Origin of the sequence: Neorhizobium sp. DAR64862/K0K3, from assembly GCF_050500185.1 — a bacterium.
GTDB lineage: Bacteria > Pseudomonadota > Alphaproteobacteria > Rhizobiales > Rhizobiaceae > Neorhizobium > Neorhizobium soli.
In genome coordinates, this window is the sequence record NZ_CP191449.1 from 2,527,338 (window position 1) to 2,553,273 (window position 25,936).

The following is a 25,936-nucleotide window of genomic DNA, read 5'->3' on the forward strand; positions in this document are numbered from 1 at the left end:
CTTCCAGAATTAAGGCAGTTCCGGGTGCCGATACCCTGGCGTGACCGGTCCATTCCGAATCAGACTTCACATGTGCAAAGCCTAGACGTTGCCGTACGAATCAGGGCCATTGTAGGAATCGCTTTTGGAAATGCTATGCCGCGAGCGCCGATTTTGCCCACTTCAATCCATAAAGGCTTCATCAATGAGGCTAAAATGCGCCAACTGTATGGCAATGCCCACGCGACAAGGCCGGGACGAGCCCGGCCTGTTGTGATCATATGTTTGTGAAGGCAGTTTAGGCTGCTTTGTCGATCGCCCATTTGCGCAGGATTTTCGCGGCCCGCTCTTCGGAGATCTCGACCATGCGGGAGAGACGTTTTTCCGGACCTTCCTTGACCCGGCGGTTGAAGCCGCCGTCGTCCGCACCGCCCATAAGATCATCGGAGCTGTCGAAACCGAAGTCGGCGCCGAAGCCATCCATGAGCGCCGGGCTTGCGCCACCCGGTGAGAAGTCGGGAAGTTCGAGGCCGGCCGCATCGGCGGTAAGCTCTCCGGCCGGGACGCTGGTGTTGCCACCGACGGTGCGCACCAGAGGACGAAGGCCAAGCCAGACCACGAGGAAGGCGACAAGAACGAACGCAAGCGAGTTGATGATGCCGCCGATATTACGGTTGAGCACTTCCATCATACCCGGACCAGACGAAGCGGCCTCGTCGAGAAGCTGGGTTTCGACGAAATCCATGGCCGTGAGTGTGACGACATCGCCGCGGTCGCTGCTGATGCCGGCAGCCGAAGACACGATCTTCTGCATTTCGGCAAGATAGGCGTCGACCTTTGCCTGATCCGCGGGCTCGCCCACCATCTTGGCAATACGGCCCTTGTTGACGACGACGGCGATCGAAATCTTTTCAATCTGATAGCCGTTGCGAACTGTCGCCGTGGTCTTCTGATTGATTTCGTAGTTGGTCTGCTCTTCCTTCTTGTCCGACTGGTCGGAGGATTTAGGAGCGCCGTCGCCGCCGGCCTGAGGAGCGGCCTGGGGAACGTTCTGCTCGACCGTGGTCGCGCTGTCGTTCTGGGCCTGCTGCGACTTGGAAGCTTCCTTGGTGGAGCGCACCGACCGTTCAACGCGGGAGTTCGGGTCGAAAACGGTTTCCTGGATCTGCTGGCTGTCTGTGTTGAGGGCGGCAGTCACGCTGGAGCGGAAGTTATCCATTCCGAGAAAGGGTGCCAGCGCCTTGTCGATGTTGTTTTCGATTTCCTGCTGGACCGACTGAACCACACCGAGCGAACGGCTGATCTGGCTGTTGCTGCCATCGTCACCCGAGGCGAGAAGCTGGCCGGTGGAATCGAGGATCGTGACATCGTCGACTTCGAGGCCCGGGACGGCCGAGGCGACGAGATGGCGGATAGACGCAGCGGCTTTGCGACCGGCGGATGCGTTCGCACGGATCATCACGGACGCCGTCGGCTTCTGCTCGCCGCGACGGAAGTTGCCGGCATCAGGCATGACGATGTGGACGCGTGCGGCCGACACGCCGGAGATCTGCTGGATCGAACGGCCGATTTCGCCTTCGAGCGCCCTCACCCGCGTGACTTCCTGCATGAAGGAGGTCAGACCGAGCGAGCCGACATTGTCAAACAGCTCGTAGCCGGCATTGGCGCTGTTGGGCAGGCCGCGTTCTGCAAGCATCAGACGCGCCTTGCCGGTCATACCGACAGGCACCTGGATGCTTGCGCCATCAGAGCCAACCTCAAAGGGCATGTTGGCTTCCGCAAGGGCGATGCTGATCTGATTGAGATCGGCTGTTTCCAGACCGACATACAGTCCCTCATAGGAGGGCTTGTTCACATAAAGGGCAGCGGCCAGAACGATCGCTATCGAAACGACGCCGACGGCGCCCAGCGCGATCAATCGTGTCTGGCCAAGACTGGCCAGATTTTTGAATATTGTTGGAAATTGAGATAACAGATTCATTCTGTCCCACGCCGCCAGATAACATCTCGAGCCTATGCCCAGCATCACCCTAGGGAGCGAAGCTTGCGCGAGCGTTTCGAAACGTCCTGTCTGGTTGCCGCATGATGATTGCAACGCGGCCTGGCAGCAGGGTCAGAGACAGTCTCTGACGTCAGAAGAAATCGAAGTCTCCAGCGGCCTTGTTGAGCGGCTGGGAGTGGCCGTGGCGCATCCCGTTGGCCAGCGCCTTCTGCATGTCGGCAAGTTTGACGAGGCTGAGAGCCGTCGACAGATCCACCATCCAGTCGCTCGGAATGCTCGCGGTGACGGTATCGATGAACTCTGCGAGACCCCGCGTTTTCTGCACCGCGAGATCGATGCCCTGCAGCACTTTTACGCTGTCGGGCGAATGAAGCAGGCCCGGGCCGCCCAGTTCCAACACCTGCGGTTCGATACGCTCGATCAGATAGGCGACATCGTGCAGCTCCGAGACGAGGCGCATCAGTACCTCGGGCAGAGATTCCTCAAGGGAATCGCGTATCGGGGCGGTGATTTCAGTCATGAATTTCCTCGTCTTTACCCAGGCGTAAGAATTAAAAGAATTCGATCGAGCTTTCGACGGGCTTTGGTGGCGTACGGACAGGACGCTGCTCCAGCGCAACCGTCTTTTGCGTTTCGGCGCCTGTGAGAGGATATTGCCGGGCACGGCCGCTGACCGGCCAGAATTCCAGCTTGCGGCCGTGATCGCCTCCGGTCGAGGACCCCACCACCGGAATGCCTTCGTCACGCAGGAACTCCACGGCGAAGGCCGCATTCTGTTCGCCGACATTGGAGAAACTGGCAATCGTCTTTGCGCCGCCGAAGATCTTTGCCTCGAGCCGGTCACGACGGGCACCCTTTTTCAGGAGACCGTTGATCAGCAACTCCATCAGGTGCACGCCGTAGCGGGTCGCGTCGCCCCCCGACGACGCTGCCCCGCCCGAGCCCGGAAGCAGGAAGTGGTTCATGCCGCCGACACCGGCGACAGGATCACGAAGGCAGGCAGCCACGCACGAGCCAAGAATCGTCGACAAAACCACATTGGGATCGCTTTCGACCTTGAATTCGCCCTGGATAATATGGACGCGTTTGGCACCTGCCGGGTCGTTCATTTAAGGGCTCCGAACACCGCCTCGATAGCAGCTTTCATCTTTTCGATTGTGAATGGCTTGGCGAGCACGTTGTTGGCGCCGAGCTGAGCAGCCTTCTGAACCAGAGCGCGATCGCCCTGCGCCGTCAGAATGATAAACGCTGCCTTCTTGGTGTTCGGGTTGGTGCGCACTGCCTGCAGCAGGCCCAGACCGTCCATGTTCGGCATGTTGAAGTCCGAGATCACCAGGTGATGCGGCTGCTCGGCCATGATCTTCATGCCCTGCACACCATCGCCGGCGGCAGTGATCTGCTTGAAACCGAGCTGTGTCAGAGCGTCGCTGAGCAGCAGTCGGCTGGTGACCTGATCGTCGACGATCAGAACTTTGATTTTTTCAGCGAGGGACATTATTCGGTACCTTCTTTTCGGGCGGCAGTTAGTTTCAGTATTTCGTCTCCGATGGAGCCGAGCGGCAGCTGCTGCTCGACTGCACCAATTTCGTAGGCGACCCTCGGCATGCCGTAGACCACACATGTCTTTTCGTTCTGGCCGATCGTGCGAGCGCCTGCGCTACGCATCCTCAACAGTCCCGAAGCCCCGTCGCGACCCATGCCCGTCAGGATAGCCCCGACCGCATTGCGACCAGCCAACTCCGCGACCGAATCAAACAGGACATCGACCGAGGGCCTGTGGCCGTTCACCGGATCGCGTTCGACCAGCCGGCAGCATGGCGCCGACGGATTGACCACCTGAAGGTGCCGGTCGCCACCAGGCGCGAGATAGATCTTGCCGATCTCGAGACGCGCACCATCGGTCGCTTCCTGCACCACAGGAGCGCAGATACGATTAAGCCGTTCAGCAAAACTTTTCGTAAACGTGGACGGCATATGTTGAGTGATTACAGTCGGTGGGCAGTTCAGCGGAAACTTTTGAAGCACTGCGATCAACGCTTCAACGCCACCGGTAGAAGATCCGATCGCCACAACCTTGCGACCGTTGCGGTAATCTGATGCCGGCGTCGGGACCATTGAGACCGGAGCACTGACCTGTCGGCGTGCAGAGCGTGCCGCGGCCTTTACCTTTTCAGCCAGATCCATGAACGGGCGAACGTCTCCCGGCACCGGCTTTCCGACGCAGTCGAACGCACCGATTTCGAGCGCGGCAAGCGTTGCGTCGGCGCCGCGCTGGGTCATGGTCGAGACCATGATGACCGGCATCGGACGCAGACGCATGATCTTTTCGAGGAAGTCGAGGCCGTTCATGTTCGGCATCTCGATGTCCAGCGTCACGACATCAGGATTGAGCTGCTTGATGGCGCTACGCGCTTCCATCGCATCGCTGGCCTGCCCGACGACGCTGACATCGGGATCGGAATTGAGGACGGCCGTGATCAGGCCTCGCATGGTCGGGCTATCGTCGACGACGAGAACTCTGGCCGGTGCGATCATGCCTTCCTCCCGGCATTCTTACCCATATATTTGTAGGTCGTGATACCGATATTATCGAACGTGTTCTTCGCTTCGCCCGATACCCGCTCCGAATGGCCGATATAGAGATGGCCGCCTTCCGGCAGAAGCTGGGAGAAGCGCGACCAGATTTTCACCTGGGTCGGTTCGTCGAAATAGATCACGACGTTGCGGCAGAAGATGATGTCGAAACCGCCCTTGAAGGGCCATTGCGCCATCAGATTCAGTTCGTTGAAGGTGATGAGCTTCTTGACGCGATCATCGACCTGGAACTTGCGGCGGCCACCGACGTCGACCTCGCGGAACCACTGCTTGCGCATGGCCGGGGAGACGGTTTCGAGGGCACCTTCGTCATAGGCTCCTGCCCGCGCGGCAGCCAGGATCTTAGGGTCGATATCGGTTGCCAGGATGCGGAAATCATAGTCGGCAGCGTTGGGAAGAAGGCCCAGCACCGTCAGCGCGATCGAATAGGGCTCCTGCCCGTCGGAACAGGCCGCCGACCATATGCGCACACGTCCGCCATTGCGGGCACGCTGGATCAGCCCGGGCAGCACCTCGTCCCGAAGGTGCTCGAAGTGGTGGTTCTCTCGAAAGAAACGGGTGAAGTTCGTCGTCAGATGCGACAGCATCTCCCGGCGTGCCGGAGCGCCCTCAACGGAGGCGACCAGGGTACAGTATTCCCGAAAGCCCCGCAGTCCGAGGTTGCGGATATGCTTGGACAAGCGGGAATAGACGAGCGACGCCTTGGAATCGTTGAGGTAGATCCCGGCATCGGCGTAGATCATCGCCGCAATCTCCGACAGGTCGCGGCGCGTCAACGGGTATTCCCCGCTGGCGAGGACTTCGTCCGGCGACTGTCTGGCTTCTATGGCGCCCAGGGGCATCATGCGGCTTCGCTTTCCTTTTCGAGGTACGTCTCGGGGAAGAGATGATCCAGCTCGATCATGCAGATCATCCGCTTGTCGAACGCCAGAATGCCCTTCGCGTATTGTTTCGCCAGGTCGGAGGAAATCTCCGGCACAGGCTGGATATTCTCTTCTGTAATCGTAAGGATATCGGAAACGGCCTCGACCAGCAGGCCGACAATCCGTTTCCCGACCTGCGCAACGATGATGACGTGACGCGCCGTCGGTTCGGCATCCTTCATTCCAAGCCGCGCCGACAGATCGACGATCGGCAGCACGGCGCCGCGCAGATTGATCACGCCGCGCACATCGGCGGGAGCGTGCGGCAGCTGCATTGCCGGCGTCCATCCGCGGATTTCGCGGACAGACATGATGTTGACGCTGAATTCCTGATCGCCGATCCGGAAAGCGATCAGCTCCCGGCTTGCCTGCGTCAGATTTTTCACAGCGTAGGACATTGTGTTCAACCTGTCGCAGCGAGCGACATCTCCGGACTGAGCGACTGACCGCGGGATGCCGCAACCACCGCGTCCACATCCAGGATGAGAGCGACGCGGCCATCACCAAGGATGGTGGCGGCGGCAATGCCCGGAACATGGGTGTAGTTGGCTTCCAGCGACTTGATGACGACCTGACGCTGACCCTGGATGGCATCGACCATCAGCGCGCGCTGACCGCCGCCTTCGGATTCGACCAGAAGTGCCACGCCCTCGACCGGATTTGCCTGTGTGGCGCGGAAGTTGAGGATGCGGCCGACATCGACCAGCGGGCAGAACGAGTTGCGGATCGAGATGAGCCGCTGCGTTGCGCCAAACGAGTGGATGGCAGACGCTTCCGGCTGCAATGTCTCCACGATCGCCGTCAACGGCACGACAAGCGTCTGGCCGGCAACCGTTACCACCATGCCGTCAAGGACGGCGAGCGTGAGCGGCAGGCTCATGGTGAAGGTCGAGCCCAGACCCGGGCGCGAGGAGATCGAGATACGGCCGCCAAGTGCCTGGATCGAACGCTTGACCACATCCATGCCGACGCCGCGGCCGGAAATGTCGGAGATCGTGTCGGCCGTCGAGAAGCCAGGCGCGAAGATGAGGTTGTCGATTTCCTCGTCCGACAGATTGGCATCCGGCGAAATCAGGTCGTTGTCGATTGCCTTCTGCTTGACGCGCTCACGGTTGATGCCGCCACCGTCGTCGATCAGTTCGATCAGGATGCGGCCCGAACGATGCTTGGCCGAAAGCTTGATCGTGCCTTCCGGATCCTTGCCGGCGGCTTCGCGCTTTTCGGGGCTTTCGATGCCGTGGTCGACAGCGTTTCGGATCATGTGGGTCAACGGCTCGGCGATCTTGTCGATAACCGTCTTGTCGACTTCGGTGTTCTCGCCTTCGGTGACCAGACGGATCTGCTTGCCGACCATGTCTGCGACTTCGCGGACGATACGCGACATGCGCTGGAAGACCGGCTTGACCGGCTGCGCGCGGATCGCCATGACCGAGTCCTGGATCTCGCGCGTCAGCTGCTGCAGCTCTTCGAGACCCATATTGACGGCGGAGGTGCCGCTGGCATCGTTTTCGATGACGCTCTGCGAGAGCATCGCCTGGTTGATGACAAGCTCGCCGACCAGGTTGATCAGGCGATCGACGCGATCGAGATCGACGCGGATCGTCTGGCCGGCGGCCGCTGTGGCAGCGGCCTGGGCCGGAGCCGGCGCGGGTGCTGCGGCTTCCTTCTTTTCGACGCGTGCCGCGGCGGCAGCCATCTTGCTGACGTTGGCGGCAGCTTCATTCGCCACGACGGCGGCTGCCTCGTCGGCAGCCTTCGTGTCGGAGCCGAGCTCATCGTCGAGCGACGAGAGATCGAATGGTACCGGAACCATCGGCAGTTCTTCGTCGCTTGGCTTTGCTGCGGCCAGCTTGACGTCGAGATCACAGTCCCACTCGGCGAATTCGAACACCGAGCGAATATCGGCTTCGGTCTTTTCGGTCGTCAGCGAGATTTTCCAGCTGAAATAGGAGGCTTCCGGATCCAGCTTGTCGAGGGTCGGCAGCTGCTCCATGTCGCAGCCGACGCTCATCTCGCCGAGCTTGGACAGGTCGCGCAGCAGGAGGGCTGCTTCGTTGCCCTTGGCATAGAGATCGTGGCGCGGCTTGAAGCCGATCTCGTAGACCGACCCTTTTGCTGCCGGGACGTCGTCGTCGAAACCATCGAAGGTGAAAGGGATCGGCTGGAAACCGCTGTCATCGCTCGGCTTCGGTGCCTCGGCCTTTGCAGGCTTTGCGACTTCGGCATGGGCCGAAGGCATTTCGCCATGGGCAAGGGCTTCCAGTTCCTTGACGAGGCCGCGTGATCGCGCCTCGTCCACACCACCGCCGTCACGGGACGCGGTGACGAGATCGGCGAGCACGTCGGCCGATTTCAGCATCACCTTCAGAACGTCCTGGTTCGGCTCGAGCTTGTTGGACCGGACGCAGTCGAGCGTCGTCTCGAAGACGTGGGCAAAGCCCACGAGATCATCGAGGCCGAAGGCGCCTGCTCCACCCTTGATGGAATGAACGGCGCGGAAGACGGCGTTGACCGTTTCGGGGTCGCGGTCCCCGTCGTTCAGCTTCAGCAGACCAGATTCCAGTTCAGCGAGCTGTTCTTCGCATTCCTGAAAGAAGATCTCTTTGATTTCGTTCATATCCATGGGAGGATTTCCTGGCTCAGGCGGTTACACGCTCGATGGCATCGATCAGTTTGGCGGGATCGAACGGCTTGACGATCCAACCCGTGGCACCGGCCTGGCGGGCGCGGTTCTTCTTCTCCGCGTCGCTTTCCGTGGTCAGGACCAGGATCGGGATGGCGCGGTACTTGTCGTTGCGGCGAACGCCTTCGATGAAACCGAAGCCGTCGAGGCGCGGCATGTTGATGTCGGTGACGATCACATCGGGGTTGCAGCCTTCGAGGACTTCGAGACCTTCGATGCCGTCTTCAGCCTGGATGGTTTCGAAACCGGCGTTGTTGAGAGTGACCAGAAGCATGTTCCGGATCGTCCGTGAATCGTCCACGGTCAGGACTTTTTTCTTCATCGCTAAATCTCCTTAGCAACCAAATTCTGTGTATCGAGGCCGATGAGCTGCATCGTCTTGACGAAGGCATCGGAAGGCTTTTGGACGGCAAAGGACTTCTTGTCGTCATCCCAGGCGTTTGCGCCGGCGACGAGGACCTGGACGCACTGGACGCCGAGACGCTCGACACCGGACGCATCGATGACGATGTCGCTACCGCGCATGGACAGCAGTTTGGCGTGCAGCGCGGACGCCTCGTTGAGGTCCAGCACGGAAGACAGTTTCAAACTTCCCGGACCGGCTTTCTTGGCCGCCATCAGCTTATTCCTTGTCGTTTGGAGTAAAATGTCTCTGAGGAACCGATGCGTTCCGCCGCGGCCCGCGGGGAGATGTCGGTGGCAATTTCCGGCCGGCGTGCAGCCGGTCTTGAGCGGTCGTCATCGTAACGGCCCTGTCGCGCAATCCGGAATTCGCGAACCGTGCGTCCAAGCTCCAGGATCACCGTCTGCAATTCGTCCGCGCCTTCGCCCGAGCGACGCGCCAGAACGGCATTGGATGCGACTTCCTGGCTGAGATCACTGACATGTGCCGTGACGACGTCGAGGCCTTCCGCCTGGACCCCGGTATCGCGAGCTATGCCCGCAATCGTGTCGTTGATGGCGGACACCTGCTGGACGATGCCATCGATGGCGCCCTGCGTGCGGTGAACCATTTCGACACCGGCATCGACCTGCGTCTTAGTGCCGTTGACGAGCGTCTTGATCTCGCGGGCGGCCTCGGCGGAACGCTGGGCGAGCGCCCTCACCTCCTGCGCAACGACAGCAAAGCCGCGGCCACTGTCGCCGGCGCGGGCGGCTTCGATGCCGGCATTGAGGGCGAGGAGATTGGTCTGGAATGCGATCTCGTCGATCGTGCCGATGATCTGGCCGATCTTTTCGGCTGACGCTTCGATATCCGCCATGGCGCTGATCGCCTGACCGACGACCTTGCCGCTGTCTTCCGCTGACCGGCGTGTGGCGGCCGTCGCCTTTTCGGCGGCGGCCGTGCCGACGGCACTCTGGCGGACACCGGCAGCGATCGAAGAAAGCGCTTCGCCAGACTTTTGCAAGCGGGCGGACTGGTTCTCGGAAGTTCTGGCGAACGTGCGTGCGCTCTCGGAAAGAGCGTCGGTCAGCATGTCCGCCTGGATTCCGGTCTCGCCGACGGTCTCGAATGTCGTGCGGATGTCGCCGATGGCGCTGTTGAGGATGTCGCCGAGTTCGCGATAGGCGTCCGGCATGTCGTCCGGAACCTTTGCGGTCAGATCGCGATCGGCCAGCGCTGAAACCACGTAGAGGAACGTCTCAACGGCCTGCGCCTGATCGGCCTGGCGCTGCTCGGTCAGGGCACGCTGGTGCTTGAGGCGCAATTCGTTAAAGCGCAACGACACCGCGATCTCCGCGTCGACCATGACGAGGCGCACGATTGCGCTGACGAGATCGTTGAGTTCCTGTTCGCGCTTGCGACTTGCCGGAAGAATGGAGCGGGATGACATTCCGGTGACCGCACCGGTGATCAGATGCTCGAGCATCACCGAATGACCGGCAAGGTGCCAGCGCGGATCAAGACCCATGCGGCTTTCGGTATCGGAGAGGAGTTTGACTCGTTCGGCATACAGTGCATCGAAGCGCGCGTCGCTGAGCACGCTCCAGTGAGACGCCTGGAGGTCATGCAGGCGTTCGATCTGCTGTTCGCTTTCGAAGATACCGGCAGCCTCGGGAACGGACTGCAGCCGGTGAAAATAGTCGCGCAATCCGGCTTTGAGATGAGGTTCGAGCTGCGGCCGGCACCGGCGCAGCAAGTCGCGCAGGTCCCCGTCGAGGCCAGCAAAGGCCAAGCGTTCACTCAGGCTGCCTGCCTGGCTCCGTCGCCCCTGTTCTGTCGGCGTGTCCTGCACCAAAACCGTCCCCGCATGAAAGTCAGACCAACCCGACGAGTTGGTGTATTGCCGCCCAGCGAGGCAAATCCGAAACGGGCGGGAGCGTGCCGGGACAGGCCATGACCTGTCTGCGGTGGCGACGCTTATACCGCGAAGCATTTCGTAATCTGTCGATGAGAAATACCGGATTCAGACCGGTACGGCTTGGCGGCTTCATGCCTGTTGGGAGCCCTCGGGACATCCCATTCGCCGTCTATCTAATATGTATGGTTAATTCCTTGCCCGAAGGTTAACACGGGCGGTGTGAAATGCTCTTTCAAGCAAAGTCAGAAACCGGCCATAGCTCGGACTGTCCGCAAAGGTGACAACAAACAGAGGCGCAGAAAAGCTCAACCAAAAGCTTTAAAACTTTCAGTAAAATCAAATGGATCTAATCTGGAAGTTCAGCTTGTGGCAGTGTTTCAATTGTCCGGCGGCCAGATCAGTTCGGCCAGCGCTCGTTGGCCGTCCTTGCTTCCGGTCGATGCAAGGGCCTGAAAAATTCTTCGCGCATCGGGCTTGCGACCGACATTGAGGTAGGCGTAGCCGCGAAGGATCATAAGATCGGTCTGTTCCGGCGTGATCTGGGCGCGCTGATCGAGCGCGATGAGCGCCTCCCGATAGCGACCGAGGTTGAAGGAGCTTTGGGCGCGATTGGCAAGAATGGCGCTCTGAAGCTCCACGGCGCGGGAGTTGGTCTGCTTGGCTGCGGCCGCGGCAACAGACGCCTGATCCGTCAGGCCTGCCCGCAGATAGGCAAGGCTTCGACCATAGGACGCATCGGAGCGGACCACGTCGGAAGCACTGTTTTGCGCGACCTCGAAAGCCTTGACGGCTTCGAGCGGCCTGTTCAGATCCATCAGGCACCAGCCGCGCGATAGCGCCTGGTCCGGATTGGTCTGGCGGAGTTCCGTCAGAGCACAGCCGCGCGACGGCGGCCCGGAGCTTGCCTGAGCGGATCTGGTTGCCTGGCGGACCGACGGCTGCACGGCAACAGGCTGCCGGGTTGCGGCGGCACGCTGCGGGTTGGGTTGCTGAACGCTGCGTTGCGCTGATTGCTGATAGGGTTGTCCGTCCTGCTGCGAATAGGCTTCCGCAGTGCGATCCTCGGGCCTGACGCTCGGCAGCGGCGGTTGGCGACGGTAACCTGTCCGATCATCGACGCCCGCTACAGATGGTCTGCCGAGATTTGCAATGCGCTCTGAACGACCGCCCCAGGCACGCTGGAGAGAAGCGACACCGGCCCGGTCGCCCAGGTCGTTGCGGGTCAGCGCCAGACCATAGGCGGAGGGCTCGTCATCCGGCTTCCAGGCGAGTGCTGCCCCGAACCACTCGGCGGCTGTGCGAAGCTGCCGCATTGCTCTTGCATACCAGCCGAACTGTTGTGCCGCGTCGGCATCGCGGGCGGCGATCACGACAGGCGCCATGCGGGCCAGAACCTCTTCCTGCAGCATGGGCGGAGGATCGAGTGCAAGAAGATTGGCGACGGCGGAAAGATAGGCCGCCTTGGTGCCTTCGGAACTTTCCCGGAAACGATAGAGAACGTTTTCCGCTTCGAGCGGCGACTTCTGGCGGACCAGGGTGAGCGCCAGCCCCTCAGCAGCGGAGGCCGTCTCTTCCTTGCCATAGGCGCGCCGGAACCAGCGCTCGGCACCGCCGAGATTGTCTCTGCGATAGGCATACCAGCCCAGCAGCAGCGCGTCCGAGGCGAGCCCCTCGCGTTCCGCGAGTTGTTCGAGACGCGTGACATACTGCTGGCCGACGACCAGTTTCGCATCGTCGCCGGCTTCGTTGACAAAGCGGCGCGCGAGATCGTTTCTCAGACCCTCGAATTCCGGCTGACCACCGGCGGGAGTTTTTTCCTTGGCGAGGAGATCTTCCAGCATGGTGGAGGAAAGAAGTTCACTCGCCTTCTGCACCGTGGCGACACGCGCGGCGGTGTCCTCGCAATTGTCCAGAACGTAGAGATAGGCATCCCGGGCGCGACCCTGTCGCTCGGTCTCGGCAAAGGCTTCCGCCACCCGCCACAAGACGTCGATTTCGCTGCAGGTGAGAAGGCTCGGGTTTTCGGCCGCCATGCGGATGACGACGTCGTAATCCTTGCTGTCGGAGGCGCCGGTCAGGCTGACACGTGCCTCGGCAAGCTTTAGCCGGTCGAGGAGATCGTCCGGTGCCTGCCAGCCGCTCTCGGCAGTCTGACGGTCGGCGATTGCCTTACGCACGTCGGCAAAGCGCGACTGTGCATAGAGTTGCCACATGTTTTCGAGCTGTGGATCACCGCTTGCGCGCACAGCCAGCGGATCAGCGGGCGGCGACCAGGTCGGATAGAGCGCGCGCAGGCGCGAGATCTCGGCCTGAAGCCGTGCCGTGTCGCCACGGGCGGCAAAATATCGCAAGGCGCTTTCATCCACGACCACCGGAGGCGGCGTGTTGCCGCGCTGCGCCGTCGAGTTTTCGGGACGCTGCAAGGGTGGTGGCGACGATGCGGCCGGGGACTGTGCGATCAAGGGCATGCCCGAACGCGCCGGGGAAGGCGTATCGGCCGGTTCGGCGGCGGATCCGTTCGGCAGCGTTTGCGTGATCACAAGCGCTGCTGCACCCGGAGACTGCGCGGAAGGTTCGTCTGAGGAGAGCAGTTGAGCCGTAAGCCGCTCGGTCTTGGGACGCGGCTGCATACCGTCTGCCCATGCGGGCGCGTCGGGACTGATGGCGCCGGTCAGCTGCGTCATGTCGACATTGGAGGATTGTCTATCGAGGCTCCAGAATCCAACAGCGGCGATACCTACCACCGTCAATGAGATCATCATAACCTTCATGGACTTCCGATCCCGATCCTAACCCCGACCTGTTGCCCCGCAACGAGGCGTATCAATGGCATGAACGCCATGATGTGTAAGAATGAGCTGATATGGTTAACGAACAATTTAGATTTGTTTAGCAAATTGTAAGCAAGACTCGCGATTCGCTTCGTTGCGTAGACTTTTGTGGAAGCGGAAATCGAGACGGAAGCGATCGGACGATGACTGTCCAGTAGATGCGCCATTATATGCGAGTGCCCATGACGAAAAGATCATTTGCCGAAGTTCGCCGGTTCGTACGCAGCGACCGCCGAAGCTTCGCAATTGCCATCGTAGGATTGCTGCCTCTCGTCCTGGCAAGTTGCGGCGGAGCTCCGATCCAGCCGGGCGCCCTGGTGAAGACCGTGCAGGCGGAAGAAGCCATGGTCATGCCCCCGCCATCCGGCCCCGGTATCGTCGGCGTCATCGAGCGGCGCTACGACAACGCCATCGAGCAGGAAATTCCGCTCTTCACATCCGCACTCACGCCCGGCCAGAACTTCATCAAGGCGCAGTTCTTCGGCACGAAGAGCGCGTTCAGCTATAGCTCGAACCGGCTGACGTCGAAAATGGTCTCGCAAAGCGGCACGGCCCGCGAAATGGCATCCGGGTTTCCCGGTGTACGGATGGTGCGGTCGCAATTTTACGTCCAGAACAGCTATGGCCCGTTCGGCTATGCGTTCGGACGCGGCAGGGGCAGCGATCTTTGCCTCTATGGATGGCAGCAGATCCGCTCGCAGGCGCAGAAGATGTCGCCGGTCGATAATTACGGCTCGATCCAGATCCGCGTGCGGATCTGCGAGGCCGGCGCGACGGAGCAGGCGCTTCTCGCCTTCATGTACAATTTCACTATCAACGCCTCCGTCGACTCGCTCGGCTGGAATCCCTATGGCGATGCGAGCCCGCTTTCGCCGGAAATCGGACGAACCGGCGCTCCCACCTACCCGCGTCCTGCCTCGACGGAAGCTATCGTTCCGGTCCTGCCGCAACGACAAGCTGCGCCGATGATCCGCCGCGCAGCCCCTGCCGCGCCGGTCCGGCCAGCCTTAGCACCGGTCGCCAGCAGCATGATGGAGCCTGTCATGCAGCCGGTGGGGCCAAGGATCCCCAGCGTTTCCGCACTTTCTCCCGCAGGCCTCAGTCCGTCAGCACCCTCGGACGCTGCTGCGTCCCCGAGGTCACTGACACCCGCAGCCGCTCCGCGCGTCACGGTTCCTTCGCCTTCCTGCTCGACACAGGCGGAGGGTGCCAATGTCGTATGTCGCTGAGCGTCAGGCCGGCAATCCCGTCGTGATCCTGCCAACCGTAATCCGGTCGATCGAACCGCAAAGGTAATCCGGCGATGCGTACTTTTATTTCTGCCATCGTGTGGGTTCTCGCCACGATCATGATCGTGACCCTGGTCACCCTGCCGATCAACACGCGCACCCAGTTGATCGCGAGCGTCCTGATCGTCACGGTGATGATCATCATCAAGATGCTCAACGCCGACGGCAAATGGCGTCTCGTGGCTCTCGCCTTCGGCACCGCGATGGTGATGCGCTACGTCTACTGGCGCACGACGAGCACGCTGCCGCCGGTGAACCAGCTGGAGAATTTCATTCCCGGCATGCTCGTCTACCTGGCCGAGATGTACAGCGTGATGATGCTGGCGCTCAGCCTCTTCGTCGTTGCCATGCCGCTGCCGGCGCGAAAGCCGCACGGCCGCACGGAAGGACCGCTTCCGAGCGTCGACGTCTTTGTGCCGTCCTACAACGAGGACGAGACGCTGCTTGCCAACACGCTTGCAGCCTGCCGCAACATGGATTACCCGGCCGACAAGTTGACCGTCTGGCTGCTCGATGACGGCAGCACGCTGCAGAAGCGCCGCGCCGACAACGTGGCGGATGCAAGGGCTGCGGATGCGCGCTACAAGGCCCTCAACCAGCTTTGCGAAGACCTCGGCGTCAAATACCTGACCCGCGAGCGCAACGAACACGCCAAGGCCGGCAACCTCAACAACGGGCTTGCTCATTCAAGCGGCGATCTGATTGCCGTGTTCGACGCCGATCACGCCCCGACGCGCGACTTCCTCTTGGAAACCGTCCACTATTTCGAGAAGGAGCCGAAACTCTTCCTCGTGCAGACACCGCACTTCTTCCTCAATCCTGATCCCGTCGAGCGCAACCTGCGCACATTCGAGAAGATGCCGAGCGAGAACGAGATGTTCTACGGCATCATCCAGCGTGGTCTCGACAAGTGGAATGCCGCCTTTTTCTGCGGGTCCGCGGCCGTTCTCAATCGCAAGGCACTCGAAGTCTCCAACGGTTTCAGCGGCGTCAGCATCACGGAAGACTGTGAAACCGCGCTCGATCTGCACGGTCTCGGCTGGCACAGCATCTATGTCGACCGCCCACTGATCGCCGGCCTGCAGCCGGCGACCTTCGCCAGCTTCATCGGCCAGCGCTCGCGCTGGGCGCAAGGGATGATGCAGATCCTGCGGTTCCGCTTCCCGCCGCTCAAGCGCGGGCTCTCCTTCCCGCAGCGCCTGTGCTACATGTCCTCGACGCTATTCTGGCTGTTTCCCTTCCCGCGGACGATCTTCCTGTTTGCACCGCTGTTTTATCTGTTCTTCGATCTGCAGATCTTCACCTCCTCCGGCGGCGAGTTCCTCGTCTATTCGCTAACCTACATGATCGTGAACATGCTGATGCAGAACTACCTCTACGGTTCGTTCCGCTGGCCGTGGATTTCGGAGCTTTACGAATACGTCCAGACCGTGCACCTGCTGCCGGCTGTCGTTTCGGTCATGCTCAATCCGCGCAAGCCGACCTTCAAAGTGACGGCGAAGGACGAGTCCGTGTCCGTCAGCCGACTTTCGGAGATCAGCCGTCCGTTCTTCGTGATCTTCTGCGTTCTCGTCATAGCCTTCTTCATCAGCATCTACCGGGTGTATACCGAACCGTTCAAAGCGGACGTGACGCTGGTGGTTGGGGGCTGGAATCTTCTCAACATCATCATTGCGGGCTGCGCGCTCGGCGTTGTTTCCGAACGTGGAGAGAAGCAGTCGTCCCGCCGTATCCGCGTCAGCCGGCGTTGCGAATTCGGGATCGGCGACCGCTGGTTCACGGCGACGATCGAGGATGTTTCGGTCAATGGTGCAGCACTGCAGATCTATACGGAAGGCGCCAGGGACATCGCGAACGGTGCCATGGGTGTGCTCCGGTTCCAGCCGTTCAGCGACCTGCCGATCAGCGACTTGCCGATCGAAATCCGCAACTTCGATACGGTCGGCGACGTGACAACGGCGGGGTGCCGCTACATGCCCCAGAAATCCACCGATCACCGTTTGATCGCCGATCTCATATTCGCCAATTCGAGCCAGTGGACACAATTCCAGACCTCGCGACGTTACAACCCCGGTCTCTTGCGCGGCACGATCTGGTTCCTGGGTCTTGCCGCCTATCAGACGACCCGCGGCCTCGGCTACCTGTTGAAGGATCTGGGCAAGAGCCAGACGACGAAGGAAGGTTGAGCGACATGATCACCAATACACGCTTCCCCCGCCTTCTCTTCGTCGCGGCCATGCTGGCATCGACCGGCGCCCTGTCGGTCTCGTCGCTTGCGCAGCAACCCGGTCAATCGCCGGCCCCCGCATCATCGCCATTCGACATGGGTCCGGAGCGGTCCCGCCAAGGTGTAACCCCGACCGCGCCGCCTTCACCGCAAACCCCGGCTCCGGCACCTGTGCCACAGGTTCAACGGCCCATTCCAGCCGCTCCGAAAACGCCCGCGGCACCGGCACCGGCGGCCACCGCTTCTCCCTCTCCGGTAACGGCCCCTGCTCCTCAGGCGGCAGCCAAGGCTTCGACCGAAACGGCGCGGCGCTACCTCATCCCTGCCCCGTCGCTGCGCCTGAACGGCGAGGTCCAGCAGCGTTCCTGGTCCGTCTACCTGACCGAGGAGCAGGCGGCGACGGGTGCAAAGCTGCACCTTACGTACCAGAACTCGATCGTCGTTGCGCCGGAGGCCTCGCGCCTTTCCGTGACGATCAACGACGTCGAGATCTATGGCGACAAGATTGCATCGCCCGACCAGCCGTTCGAACGGGTGCTCGACATACCGCCAGGCGTTCTGAAGGCGGGCGGCAATATGGTACGGTTCGCGGCCAATCAGCGTCACCGCACCGACTGCACGGTCGAATCCACGTTCGAACTCTGGACCGACATCGACCCGAAGCGGACGTTCCTGGCGTTCGACGACGAGCGTAGCGACCGGTTCAACCGACTGGACGATGTCAGGGCGGTCGGCGTCGACGGCAGCGGAAAGACGCGGTTCCGCTTGATCGTGCCGGCGCTCGACCAGCTGGGCGCGACGGATGTTCTGATGCGGCTTGCGCAGGGACTATCGCTGGTGGGCGGCATGCCGAACCAGTCGTTTTCCTTCCAGAAAACCATCACACCCGATCTGAGGCCCGGCGAACTTGCGGTCTTCGTGGGAACGCCGGACGAGCTTCGACCGATCCTTCCGAACCTGGCGGCAGCCGCTTCCAGTGCAGCCGTTGCAAGCTTTACCGATTACCCCGGGCACGGATCCTCCGCTCTGGTCCTGTCGGGACCAAGCTGGCCGGCGCTTCAGGGCCTTATCGACAGTTTCGTTGCCTCCACCGATGGCGGCAGCATCCAGCGCCGCGATACACTGGCGACCTCGAGCTGGCGCGGCATCGATACGCCATTCCTGTTTGCCGAGAAATCGATTGATTTCAATTCTCTCGGGGTCAGCAGCGAGGAGTTTTCCGGGCGGCTTTACCGTACCGAGTTCACAATCGGCGTTCCGGCGGATTTCTACGCGAACGCCTATGGCGAAGCGCGCATCCTGCTGGATGCCGCCTATGTGTCGGAGGTTCTTCCGGGCAGTCACATCGACGTCTTCGTCAATGGGAATATTGCCTCAACCGTTCCGATCACCTCGGACGGAGGCGCCATTCTGCGCCACCTGCCGATCAAGCTGACGCTGCGTCACTTCAAGCCTGGGGTCAACACGATCACGCTCGAAGCTGCGCTGCTGACGGCGTCGGACAAGGCCTGCGCGCCGGGTGCCACTGCGAATGAAGGCACGCGGTTTGCTCTCTTCGGTACTTCACAGTTCGAGATGCCGGATTTCGCCCGCATCGCCCGCGTCCCCAATCTCGGCGCTACGTCGGGCACCGGCTTTCCCTATTCGACCGGCACCGAGTCCGTTCCCTTGTTCCTCGGGCGGATCGATGAAAAGACCCTCGGATCCGCGGCGACTTTCCTTGGCAAGATCGCGACCGCGTCACATCGGGCAATACCGGTCTCGGTGACGATTTCAACGGCGCGTATAGCCGGGCGCAATGCGCTGTTTGTCGGCGCGATCTCCGAATTTCCAGCCAATATCCTGACGGATCTCGGCATCGAGCAGAAAAGCCGCGGTAGCTGGGGTGAGAACAGCGATCACGTCCCGGCCGACCGGGCGTCATTGACGCTCCAGGACTGGCAGGATCGCAACGGCAACAACTTCTTCGGCCGACAGCTTTCTTCCGTGGCGGATTGGGCCAAGCGGAACTTTGACCTCTCCGCACCGATGCTGCGGTTTGCGCCGGCCGGTGACGCGATCTATGTGCCGCCGAAAACCGCCGGAATGATCATCGCACAGGAAAACGATCCGACCCAAACCGGCACCTGGACGGCAGTGATCGGCGCGACGGGCGATGAGCTTTCCGCCGGGATGGAGGCCTTTTCGGCACGCGAGGCGTGGAACCAACTCGACGGACGCGTGTCCGTGCACGATGTTTCCGAAGCAGATCCGGTGATTGTTCCGGTCAACTGGTTCCACTTCACGCCGACTGCAAACTTTTCACTCTCGAATGCACGGTTGATCGCAACGAACTGGCTGTCGGACAACATCATGTCCTACGGACTGCTTCTCGTCGCGAGTGCAATTCTCGTGGGGCTGGCAACCGGTGGACTGCTGACCCGGCTCGGTCGGAAATAGGCACGGCAGGTCAATCCCGTGCGGCTGTCGGGTCCTCCGGCAGCCCTCCCTTGCCGGTAAAGCGTCGGCTGACATGCAGCGATCCCTGAAGGCCGAACCGCCACGGCTGGTCGATACCACGCGATATTCCGATCCGCCGTCCCGCGACCACCAAGGGCGGCGTTACCGGCGGAGCAAGCCGGAAAGGCGCTTCCATGAGCGACAGGCCGTCATGCTCGATACCAATTCCCAGCGCCTGGCAGACGCGTCCGGGGCCGGAGCATAACAGCAGGGGCTCCGCCCTGCCCCGCCGGTGTTCCATCTCGGCAATGCCGTTCACGGGCTGCAAGGCCCGGATCAGCACCGCGCTGCCCGGCGTGCAGACGAAATTCACGCACCAGTGGATGCCGTAGGAACGGTAAACATAAGCATGACCGGCCGGCCCGAACATGGCAAGGTTGCGGGGCGTCGGCCCGCGAAAGCTGTGGGATGCCGGATCATCCGGCTGGTAGGCCTCTGTCTCGACGATGACGCCGCCGACGCCCGAAAGCTCGAATTCAGCGCCGATCAGGTCGCGCGCCACATCCACCGCGGACCGCGTGAAAAATCCGGCTGCCAGTGCCATGTCGTGCCTCACCATTTCTGCGGTTCATGATCCAACCTAACCACTCGAGAGCGCCAAGGGAACAAAGGGCCTCGTCACGGGTTGGCGTCCATTCCCTGGCTCTTTGCCTCCCGGAGCGTTTTCATGACTGTTTTTTCTTCCGATAACAGAGACTCTGCGGCCTATCCGCTGCAGTCCCTCTTCGTTCCCTTTCCTTTCGTCTGCTTCACCCTGACACTCGGGACCGACCTGGCCTTCTGGCTAAGCGATGGTCACCTGATGTGGCAGAACTTTTCCTCCTGGCTTCTGTTCGCCGGCCTTGTCTTCGGTGGCGTTGCAATCGTCGCTGGCCTGCTGGATATGCTTCGTCCAAGAACACGGCCGCTGCGCCCGGCATTTCTCACCATCGTCATCTATATCGTCATTCTGGCGCTGGCTTTCCTCAATAGCCTTGTTCACGCCGGCGACGGCTGGACGGCCGTTGTGCCTTACGGACTGGCGATTTCTGTCGTCACATTCGTTCTCTCGATTTTCGCCGCCGCGATTTCCGCCCGCAAGTATTCCCGCCTGGCCTGGAGGATCTGATCCATGAAGCCGTCCCGCATTCTCTTTGCCTCCGCGCTTTCGCTGTCGCTCGGCACCGCCTTGCCGGCCTTTTCCCAAAGCAGTGACTTCGATGTCAACTCGCAGATTGGCCCCGATCCTGTCCTGCCGGAACCATCGCACCCGCTCATCCCCGACCTGAAAGTCGCGGAAGTGATCGGCTGGAAGGATGGCGAAACGCCGAAGGTTCCTGAAGGCCTGAAGGTTACCGTTTACGCCAAGGATCTTTCGAGCCCGCGCACCGTCCACACGCTGCCGAACGGCGACGTGCTTGTCGTGCAATCCAAGGCACCGGCAGGCGAGCCGACCTCGAGGCCGAAGGATTTCATCCGCGGCTGGATCATGTCGATCGCCCACGGCGATATTGGCGCTGAGAAGGAAACCAATATCATCACTCTGCTGCGCGATACCAATCGCGATGGCACGGTCGACGAACGACACGACCTTCTGACCAAGCTGGATTCGCCGTTTGGCCTGGCTTGGGTGGACAATACGCTCTACGTGGCCTCGGCCAGCGCCGTGATCGCCTACCCATACGAACTCGGCCAGAACGAGATTACCGCGCCGCCGAAGGTGCTGACCCCGCTTCCTGGTGGGCCAATCAACCACCACTGGACCAAGGATCTGGCGCTCAGCCCCGATGGCAAGATGCTCTACGTCTCGGTCGGCTCGAACTCCAATATCGTGGAGAACGGGCTCGAGGCTGAAAAGGGCCGCGCCGCGATCTGGCAGGTCGATCGTCAGACGGGGGCGGCACGCGTCTTTGCATCCGGCCTACGCAACCCGAATGGTCTTGCCTTCAACCCGGATACGGGCGTTCTCTACACCGTCGTCAACGAGCGTGATGAACTCGGTCCGAACCTGGTGCCGGACTACATGACGTCGGTCAAGGAAGATGGCTTCTACGGCTGGCCGTGGAGCTACTATGGCAACCATGTCGATGTTCGCGTTCACCCGCCACGGCCGGACATGGTCGAACGGGCGATCGCGCCGGACTACGCGCTGTCCAGCCATGTCGCAGCACTCGGCCTGACGTTTTCGGCCAATTCCGCCATGCCGTCCGCCTTCGCAAACGGTGCCTTCATCGGCGAACATGGCAGCTGGAACCGGGATCACTTCAACGGCTACAAGGTCGTCTATGTGCCCTTCGAAAACGGCAAGCCTGTTGGCAAGGCACAGGACGTCGTGACAGGCTTTATCGAGAACGATCAGGCGCGCGGCAGACCTGTCGGTGTCGGGATCGATGGAACGGGGGCGCTTCTGGTTGCCGACGATTCCGGCAACACGGTCTGGCGGGTCGCCAATGCCGACGGCACGGTCATTCCGCAGCCGATCGGCACCGACCAGACCGCGGCAACCGACAAGACGGATCGGGCACCCGTTGCAGCAGTGAGTCCTCCGGCCAACGGGACGACCGGCTCCACGGAACCGGCACTCGCCGCACCAACCGCCCCTGCAGAAGAGCGACTGACCGGTCAGGCCCCAGTGTCCGGTAAAAGCGATACGCTGCAGCCGTCGCAAACCGACATTGCGCCAGCAGCAAGGCCTTAATCCGGAAACGGTCTCGCGCTTATCGACGCTAGACAGACGAACTCATGTGCAGCCGGTAACGCCTACCGGCTGCACTTTCTTTTTAAGGTCGCCCGTCATGCCGCGCGCTTGAGCGCATCACCGAGCATCGAGACGATGGTGCCGATCTGCTCCTTTTCGATGATCAGCGGCGGCGACAGCGCGATCGTGTCGCCCGTGACTCGGACCAGCAGCCCCTTCTGGAAGCAATCGACGAAGACATCATAGGCACGTGCTCCCACAGCGCCTTCGCGCGATGCCAGCTCGACGGCGCCGACGAGGCCAAGGTTTCTGATGTCGATGACGTGCGGCAGGCCTTTCAGCGAGTGCAGCGCCTCTTCCCATTCGCCAGCAAGACCAGCAGCGCGGGTCAACAAGCCCTCTTCCTCGTAGATTTCCATGGTCGCTAGACCGGCGGCGCAAGCGACCGGGTGGCCGGAATAGGTATAGCCGTGGAACAGCTCGATCGCGTTCTCAGGCCCTGCCATCAGTCCGTCATAGATCGTGCGGCTGGCAAACACCGCGCCCATCGGGATCGTCCCGTTGGTAATGCCCTTGGCGGTGGTGACGAGATCCGGCACGACACCGAAGTAATCCGTGCCAAACGGCATGCCGAGACGGCCAAAGCCGGTGATGACTTCGTCGAAAATCAGAAGAATGCCGTGTTTCGTGGCCGTTGCGCGCAGCTTTTCGAGATAGCCCTTGGGCGGCAGGATGACGCCGGCGGAGCCTGACATCGGCTCCACGATCACGGCTGCGATGGTTTCCGCCCCGTGCAGTCCGACGAGACGTTCGAGATCGTCGGCAAGCTCAATGCCATGCGCCGGCAATCCCTTCGAGAAGGCGTTGCGCTCGATATCGAGCGTGTGACGCATATGGTCTGCCGGGATCTGCGGAAAGACACGGCGATTGTTGACGAGACCGCCGACCGAAATGCCGCCGAAGCCGACGCCGTGATAGCCCTTCTCGCGACCGATGAAACGGGTGCGGGTCCCCTGCCCGATCGACCGCTGATAGGCGATGGCGATCTTGAGCGCGGTATCGACAGATTCGGAACCGGAACCGGTAAAGAACACACGATCCAGCTTGGCGGAGGCGCCGCCCGGCGCATGCTCCGCCAGTTTCGTGGCGAAATCGAACGCGATGGGATGACCCATCTGGAAGGTCGGGGCAAAATCCATGGTGGTGAGCTGGCGTTCGACGGCCTGTGCGATCTTCTTGCGACCATGGCCGGCATTGCAGCACCACAGCCCCGCCGTGCCGTCGAGAACCTTGTTGCCGTCGACATCGGTGTAATGCATGCCATCCGCCTGCGCGAGCAGACGCGGCGTCGCCTTGAACTGGCGGTTTGCCGTAAACGGCATCCAGAAATTGTCAAGATTGAGCGCGTTTGTCTTGCTCGCGTGGTCCATGAAAGCCTCCTGTTCGATAGGGTAGATGTCACGGATTTTTCGGTGGCGGACAAGTCTTTTTGTGTTGGGGGCGGGAGAGGTGGCGGATATCGAGAAATCCATTTTGCCGCCACAAATTCCGCGCTATGACAATTGGGAAGCAGTGCCGGGGACGTAATGCAGTATTTCAAGACACATATAAGGGTATCGACGTCGTTTGCTTTGCGTGAGGTCGCGACGCGATATGGAAAGCATCCCGGCGGATATATTTGGGCGCTCCTTGAGCCGGTATCCTACGTGGTGCTGATGAGCTTCCTCTTCGGAGCCCTTGCGCGTCATCCTGCTTTGGGTACCAGCTTTCCGCTGTTCTTCGCGACCGGTTTCATCGCTTTCGCACTCTATTCCGATACATACCGGTATTTGACCTCCTCGATCAGCGCGAACAGAGCACTTCTTTCCTATCCCACAGTCGCTCCAATCGACGCTTTCGTAGGACGCTTCATTCTGCAATCCATAACGTCGCTTCTGGTGGCGCTGGTGATCCTGACTGGTGCTCGCATGACGGAACCTCACGCGTTAGCCTTGAACTGGAAAGCATTACTGGAAGCAGTTTTCTATGCGTGGGCGCTAGCGATGGGCATGGCCTTCTTCAATGCAGCGCTTTTTCAGAGGTACTCGTTGTATGAGAAGCTGTATTCGATCGTGACGAAGCCGCTTCTACTTCTTTCCGGCGTGTTCTATGTACCCAGCCTGCTGCCATCGCCGTTTCGCGAATATATGCTCCTTAATCCGCTCACGCATGTTGTGATCCTTTTCCGGGAAGGCTTTTACGGAGAGAGCCCGTTGGACGGAGTAGATCGCTTCTATCTGGCCGAATGGTCCGTGTGCATGTTGTTCGTTGGCATGCTTGCGTTCACTTTCATTCCGTTTGCGCGTGAACGATAAGATAGCGCGGACTGACCTTGCAAATCGTCTCACCAGAAGAATTGTGCTCGGTAATTAGATGCCGCACTTAGTTCGCATGCGGCGAACGCAGGCTGCCGCGGGATATCCGATCATTAGCCTGAAGTTCTGCTACACTCCACTCGCGATAGGCGAAGGGGTTAGCAAATATGGAGGATGAGTTTTCAGCGGCTGGTATCAGCATCGATGTGATCGACCGCATCACGTATACGATCGAGAATTACGATTCTCTGCCGTCCGACGACGTCATCGTGGTTTTAAACGAAGCACTCAATGTGATCCGAGAGCTTCTGCGGATGCTCGACGCCGAGTGAGATGGTTGAAGAAGCGGCTCGGCATGCTAAAGTACTGCGCTTTCAAGTCAGGATCATTCCTGGACAAACTATTGCGGTGACATGCGGGATGTACGACCAATATCTGCGTTGGGTAGTTTCATGTTTCGCTTGGGCCGGTTTAAAGCCGCGTGCCTATGTGTTCGGGATGATCCCTTGGAAAAATCAACTGGCGCATTGGCTTCACGGTGAAACCGTTTCCCGAAAGAGCAGGCATGTCGGCAAGGCGTGGTTTAGGGCCTTTATCGCTCCTGTAATTGCGGCTCGCAAAGGATCGAAGGTCTATGTCTGGGGCTACAAGGTCCAACCTTTCGTGGAACAGTTCTGTCGATCACGCAGCATTCCCATCATTCGTGTCGAAGACGGGTTCATCCGGTCCATATCTCTCGGCGCAACCAAGGCGCCGCCGCTATCTCTGTGCTTCGATCGGGGGGGGATGTATTTCGATTCGACCCAGCGTTCTGACCTAGAACAGCTGATTGATACGTACGACTTTGACGCCGACCCGGATCTGATGGCCCGGGCCCGGGCGGGGATCGACACGCTCATTGCCTCTCGGCTTTCCAAATACAATACGTCGACGGACACCGATATTGCCGCAGCCTATGGACCAAAGGCCAAGGGCAAGCGCATCCTTGTCGTCGGTCAGGTTGAGGACGATGCCTCGATCCGATTGGGCTGCGACCGGGTCATCGATAATAACGAGCTTGTGCGGATTGCCGCGGGTGAGAACCCGCAGGCACAGATCATTTACAAGCCTCACCCGGAAGTCCTTCACGGAACGCGCGCCAACCAGTCCGATCCGAATGATGTCAGCGATCTGGCGATGATCCTTAGACAGGACATCACCCTGGCAGATGCCTTTCAAACCATTGATCATGTCTACACGATCACCTCGCTGTCAGGCTTCGAGGCGCTTATTCGCGGCATCCCAGTCACATGCGTCGGGATGCCATTCTACGCAGGCTGGGGCGCAACAGACGATCGACAGAAATGCGAACGGCGGACAGCAAAACGATCATTTGAAGAGATATTCGCAGCGGCCTATATTCTCTACGCCAGGTACTTTCACCCAGCGCTGAACAAGCCGCTCAGCTTCGAAGAAGCGATCGACCTACTGGCGGAGATGAGGGAGCACACCTCGGCATAAGGGAAATACTTAGTTCCGCCAGGTCAGATATCGAACGCTATCTCATTGTATTGCATTAATGCAAATCGGAATTT

At 60.6% G+C, this 25,936-nt stretch carries 22 protein-coding genes; 8 read left to right on the forward strand and 14 right to left on the reverse strand.

The genetic code is table 11. From position 1 onward, the window contains the following. Positions 1–277: 277 nt before the first annotated feature. The 12 genes from fliF to ACQY1L_RS12345 all read right to left on the reverse strand — a co-directional run bounded on the left by fliF (position 278) and on the right by ACQY1L_RS12345 (position 13,256). On the reverse strand, positions 278–1,960 hold the full coding sequence (gene fliF, locus ACQY1L_RS12290; protein WP_062579079.1) for a flagellar basal-body MS-ring/collar protein FliF: 1,683 nt from the start codon (positions 1,958–1,960) through the stop codon (positions 278–280). Between the two features lie 151 nt (positions 1,961–2,111). Further along, complete coding sequence (cheT, locus tag ACQY1L_RS12295; RefSeq protein WP_062453832.1) at positions 2,112–2,501, reverse strand: chemotaxis protein CheT; 390 nt, start codon at positions 2,499–2,501, stop codon at positions 2,112–2,114. Positions 2,502–2,532: 31 nt separating this feature from the next. Further along, the gene (cheD, locus tag ACQY1L_RS12300; protein WP_062453833.1) at positions 2,533–3,090 is read right to left on the reverse strand and encodes a chemoreceptor glutamine deamidase CheD; all 558 of its coding nucleotides are present in this window, start codon (positions 3,088–3,090) and stop codon (positions 2,533–2,535) included. Beyond that, complete coding sequence (locus ACQY1L_RS12305; protein ID WP_062453834.1) at positions 3,087–3,476, reverse strand: response regulator; 390 nt, start codon at positions 3,474–3,476, stop codon at positions 3,087–3,089. The genes cheD and ACQY1L_RS12305 overlap by 4 nt, the downstream gene beginning before the upstream one ends. Next, the gene (cheB, locus tag ACQY1L_RS12310) at positions 3,476–4,516 is read right to left on the reverse strand and encodes a protein-glutamate O-methylesterase CheB (RefSeq protein ID WP_062453835.1); all 1,041 of its coding nucleotides are present in this window, start codon (positions 4,514–4,516) and stop codon (positions 3,476–3,478) included. Before cheB ends, ACQY1L_RS12305 begins: the two co-directional genes overlap by 1 nt. Beyond that, on the reverse strand, positions 4,513–5,421 hold the full coding sequence (cheR, locus tag ACQY1L_RS12315; RefSeq protein ID WP_062453836.1) for a protein-glutamate O-methyltransferase CheR: 909 nt from the start codon (positions 5,419–5,421) through the stop codon (positions 4,513–4,515). The genes cheB and cheR overlap by 4 nt, the downstream gene beginning before the upstream one ends. Next, positions 5,418–5,897 carry a chemotaxis protein CheW gene (locus tag ACQY1L_RS12320; RefSeq protein ID WP_062453837.1) on the reverse strand — a complete coding sequence of 160 codons (480 nt, stop codon included), beginning with the start codon at positions 5,895–5,897 and terminating at the stop codon, positions 5,418–5,420. The genes cheR and ACQY1L_RS12320 overlap by 4 nt, the downstream gene beginning before the upstream one ends. Before the next feature lie 5 nt (positions 5,898–5,902). Next, positions 5,903–8,122: a chemotaxis protein CheA gene (locus ACQY1L_RS12325; protein WP_430241008.1), complete on the reverse strand. Its 2,220-nt coding sequence runs from the start codon at positions 8,120–8,122 to the stop codon at positions 5,903–5,905. Positions 8,123–8,138: 16 nt separating this feature from the next. After that, positions 8,139–8,504 (reverse strand): chemotaxis response regulator CheY1, encoded by a 366-nt coding sequence (gene cheY1 / locus ACQY1L_RS12330; RefSeq protein WP_062453839.1) that lies wholly within the window; start codon positions 8,502–8,504, stop codon positions 8,139–8,141. 2 nt (positions 8,505–8,506) lie between these two features. Continuing rightward, entirely contained in the window at positions 8,507–8,800 is a 294-nt protein-coding gene (locus ACQY1L_RS12335) for an STAS domain-containing protein (RefSeq protein WP_062453840.1), read from the reverse strand. Continuing rightward, the gene (locus ACQY1L_RS12340) at positions 8,800–10,422 is read right to left on the reverse strand and encodes a methyl-accepting chemotaxis protein (RefSeq protein ID WP_430241009.1); all 1,623 of its coding nucleotides are present in this window, start codon (positions 10,420–10,422) and stop codon (positions 8,800–8,802) included. Before ACQY1L_RS12340 ends, ACQY1L_RS12335 begins: the two co-directional genes overlap by 1 nt. Positions 10,423–10,862: 440 nt before the next feature. Beyond that, entirely contained in the window at positions 10,863–13,256 is a 2,394-nt protein-coding gene (locus ACQY1L_RS12345; protein ID WP_430241010.1) for a cellulose synthase, read from the reverse strand. Between the two features lie 242 nt (positions 13,257–13,498). Between ACQY1L_RS12345 and bcsN the strand changes: the two genes are divergently transcribed. The 3 genes from bcsN (at position 13,499) to ACQY1L_RS12360 (ending at position 19,271) form a co-directional block, all read left to right on the forward strand. Further along, positions 13,499–14,545 (forward strand): cellulose biosynthesis protein BcsN, encoded by a 1,047-nt coding sequence (gene bcsN, locus ACQY1L_RS12350; RefSeq protein ID WP_430241011.1) that lies wholly within the window; start codon positions 13,499–13,501, stop codon positions 14,543–14,545. Between the two features lie 74 nt (positions 14,546–14,619). Next, entirely contained in the window at positions 14,620–16,791 is a 2,172-nt protein-coding gene (gene bcsA / locus ACQY1L_RS12355; protein WP_062453845.1) for a UDP-forming cellulose synthase catalytic subunit, read from the forward strand. 5 nt (positions 16,792–16,796) lie between these two features. Continuing rightward, complete coding sequence (locus tag ACQY1L_RS12360; protein WP_430241013.1) at positions 16,797–19,271, forward strand: cellulose biosynthesis cyclic di-GMP-binding regulatory protein BcsB; 2,475 nt, start codon at positions 16,797–16,799, stop codon at positions 19,269–19,271. Positions 19,272–19,281: 10 nt separating this feature from the next. Here ACQY1L_RS12360 and ACQY1L_RS12365 read toward each other — a convergent pair whose 3' ends face one another. Then, the gene (locus ACQY1L_RS12365; protein WP_082471830.1) at positions 19,282–19,875 is read right to left on the reverse strand and encodes a DNA-3-methyladenine glycosylase; all 594 of its coding nucleotides are present in this window, start codon (positions 19,873–19,875) and stop codon (positions 19,282–19,284) included. Positions 19,876–19,998: 123 nt separating this feature from the next. Between ACQY1L_RS12365 and ACQY1L_RS12370 the strand changes: the two genes are divergently transcribed. Continuing rightward, positions 19,999–20,439, forward strand: a complete 441-nt coding sequence (locus ACQY1L_RS12370; RefSeq protein WP_209903156.1) for a DUF2231 domain-containing protein — start codon at positions 19,999–20,001, stop codon at positions 20,437–20,439. A 3-nt stretch (positions 20,440–20,442) separates the two neighbouring features. Then, positions 20,443–22,008: a PQQ-dependent sugar dehydrogenase gene (locus tag ACQY1L_RS12375; RefSeq protein ID WP_430241014.1), complete on the forward strand. Its 1,566-nt coding sequence runs from the start codon at positions 20,443–20,445 to the stop codon at positions 22,006–22,008. 95 nt (positions 22,009–22,103) lie between these two features. On the opposite strand, the gene ACQY1L_RS12380 is transcribed toward ACQY1L_RS12375, so the two are convergent. Further along, positions 22,104–23,438, reverse strand: coding sequence for an aspartate aminotransferase family protein (locus tag ACQY1L_RS12380; RefSeq protein WP_430241015.1), 1,335 nt, complete (start codon positions 23,436–23,438; stop codon positions 22,104–22,106). Positions 23,439–23,594: 156 nt separating this feature from the next. Between ACQY1L_RS12380 and ACQY1L_RS12385 the strand changes: the two genes are divergently transcribed. From ACQY1L_RS12385 to ACQY1L_RS12395, 3 genes are all read left to right on the forward strand, one after another. Continuing rightward, entirely contained in the window at positions 23,595–24,362 is a 768-nt protein-coding gene (locus tag ACQY1L_RS12385) for an ABC transporter permease (protein WP_430241016.1), read from the forward strand. Between the two features lie 167 nt (positions 24,363–24,529). Next, positions 24,530–24,694 (forward strand): hypothetical protein, encoded by a 165-nt coding sequence (locus tag ACQY1L_RS12390; RefSeq protein WP_430241017.1) that lies wholly within the window; start codon positions 24,530–24,532, stop codon positions 24,692–24,694. Positions 24,695–24,860: 166 nt separating this feature from the next. After that, entirely contained in the window at positions 24,861–25,862 is a 1,002-nt protein-coding gene (locus ACQY1L_RS12395; protein ID WP_430243938.1) for a capsular polysaccharide biosynthesis protein, read from the forward strand. The last annotated feature ends 74 nt before the right edge of the window (positions 25,863–25,936 follow it).

Excerpts from the sequence above, each read along its gene's own strand:
- ACQY1L_RS12385 (WP_430241016.1), top strand. The coding sequence starts at position 23,595 with ATGCAGTATTTCAAGACACATATAAGGGTATCGACGTCGTTTGCTTTG.
- ACQY1L_RS12370 (WP_209903156.1), top strand. The coding sequence starts at position 19,999 with ATGACTGTTTTTTCTTCCGATAACAGAGACTCTGCGGCCTATCCGCTG.
- ACQY1L_RS12305 (WP_062453834.1), bottom strand. The coding sequence starts at position 3,476 with ATGTCCCTCGCTGAAAAAATCAAAGTTCTGATCGTCGACGATCAGGTC.
- cheR (WP_062453836.1), bottom strand. The coding sequence starts at position 5,421 with ATGATGCCCCTGGGCGCCATAGAAGCCAGACAGTCGCCGGACGAAGTC.
- ACQY1L_RS12335 (WP_062453840.1), bottom strand. The coding sequence starts at position 8,800 with ATGGCGGCCAAGAAAGCCGGTCCGGGAAGTTTGAAACTGTCTTCCGTG.
- bcsN (WP_430241011.1), top strand. The coding sequence starts at position 13,499 with ATGACGAAAAGATCATTTGCCGAAGTTCGCCGGTTCGTACGCAGCGAC.
- cheB (WP_062453835.1), bottom strand. The coding sequence starts at position 4,516 with ATGATCGCACCGGCCAGAGTTCTCGTCGTCGACGATAGCCCGACCATG.
- ACQY1L_RS12380 (WP_430241015.1), bottom strand. The coding sequence starts at position 23,438 with ATGGACCACGCGAGCAAGACAAACGCGCTCAATCTTGACAATTTCTGG.
- ACQY1L_RS12375 (WP_430241014.1), top strand. The coding sequence starts at position 20,443 with ATGAAGCCGTCCCGCATTCTCTTTGCCTCCGCGCTTTCGCTGTCGCTC.
- ACQY1L_RS12360 (WP_430241013.1), top strand. The coding sequence starts at position 16,797 with ATGATCACCAATACACGCTTCCCCCGCCTTCTCTTCGTCGCGGCCATG.
- cheY1 (WP_062453839.1), bottom strand. The coding sequence starts at position 8,504 with ATGAAGAAAAAAGTCCTGACCGTGGACGATTCACGGACGATCCGGAAC.
- ACQY1L_RS12390 (WP_430241017.1), top strand. The coding sequence starts at position 24,530 with ATGGAGGATGAGTTTTCAGCGGCTGGTATCAGCATCGATGTGATCGAC.
- cheT (WP_062453832.1), bottom strand. The coding sequence starts at position 2,501 with ATGACTGAAATCACCGCCCCGATACGCGATTCCCTTGAGGAATCTCTG.
- cheD (WP_062453833.1), bottom strand. The coding sequence starts at position 3,090 with ATGAACGACCCGGCAGGTGCCAAACGCGTCCATATTATCCAGGGCGAA.
- fliF (WP_062579079.1), bottom strand. The coding sequence starts at position 1,960 with ATGAATCTGTTATCTCAATTTCCAACAATATTCAAAAATCTGGCCAGT.
- ACQY1L_RS12365 (WP_082471830.1), bottom strand. The coding sequence starts at position 19,875 with ATGGCACTGGCAGCCGGATTTTTCACGCGGTCCGCGGTGGATGTGGCG.
- ACQY1L_RS12320 (WP_062453837.1), bottom strand. The coding sequence starts at position 5,897 with ATGTCCTACGCTGTGAAAAATCTGACGCAGGCAAGCCGGGAGCTGATC.
- ACQY1L_RS12345 (WP_430241010.1), bottom strand. The coding sequence starts at position 13,256 with ATGAAGGTTATGATGATCTCATTGACGGTGGTAGGTATCGCCGCTGTT.
- ACQY1L_RS12325 (WP_430241008.1), bottom strand. The coding sequence starts at position 8,122 with ATGGATATGAACGAAATCAAAGAGATCTTCTTTCAGGAATGCGAAGAA.
- bcsA (WP_062453845.1), top strand. The coding sequence starts at position 14,620 with ATGCGTACTTTTATTTCTGCCATCGTGTGGGTTCTCGCCACGATCATG.
- ACQY1L_RS12395 (WP_430243938.1), top strand. The coding sequence starts at position 24,861 with ATGATCCCTTGGAAAAATCAACTGGCGCATTGGCTTCACGGTGAAACC.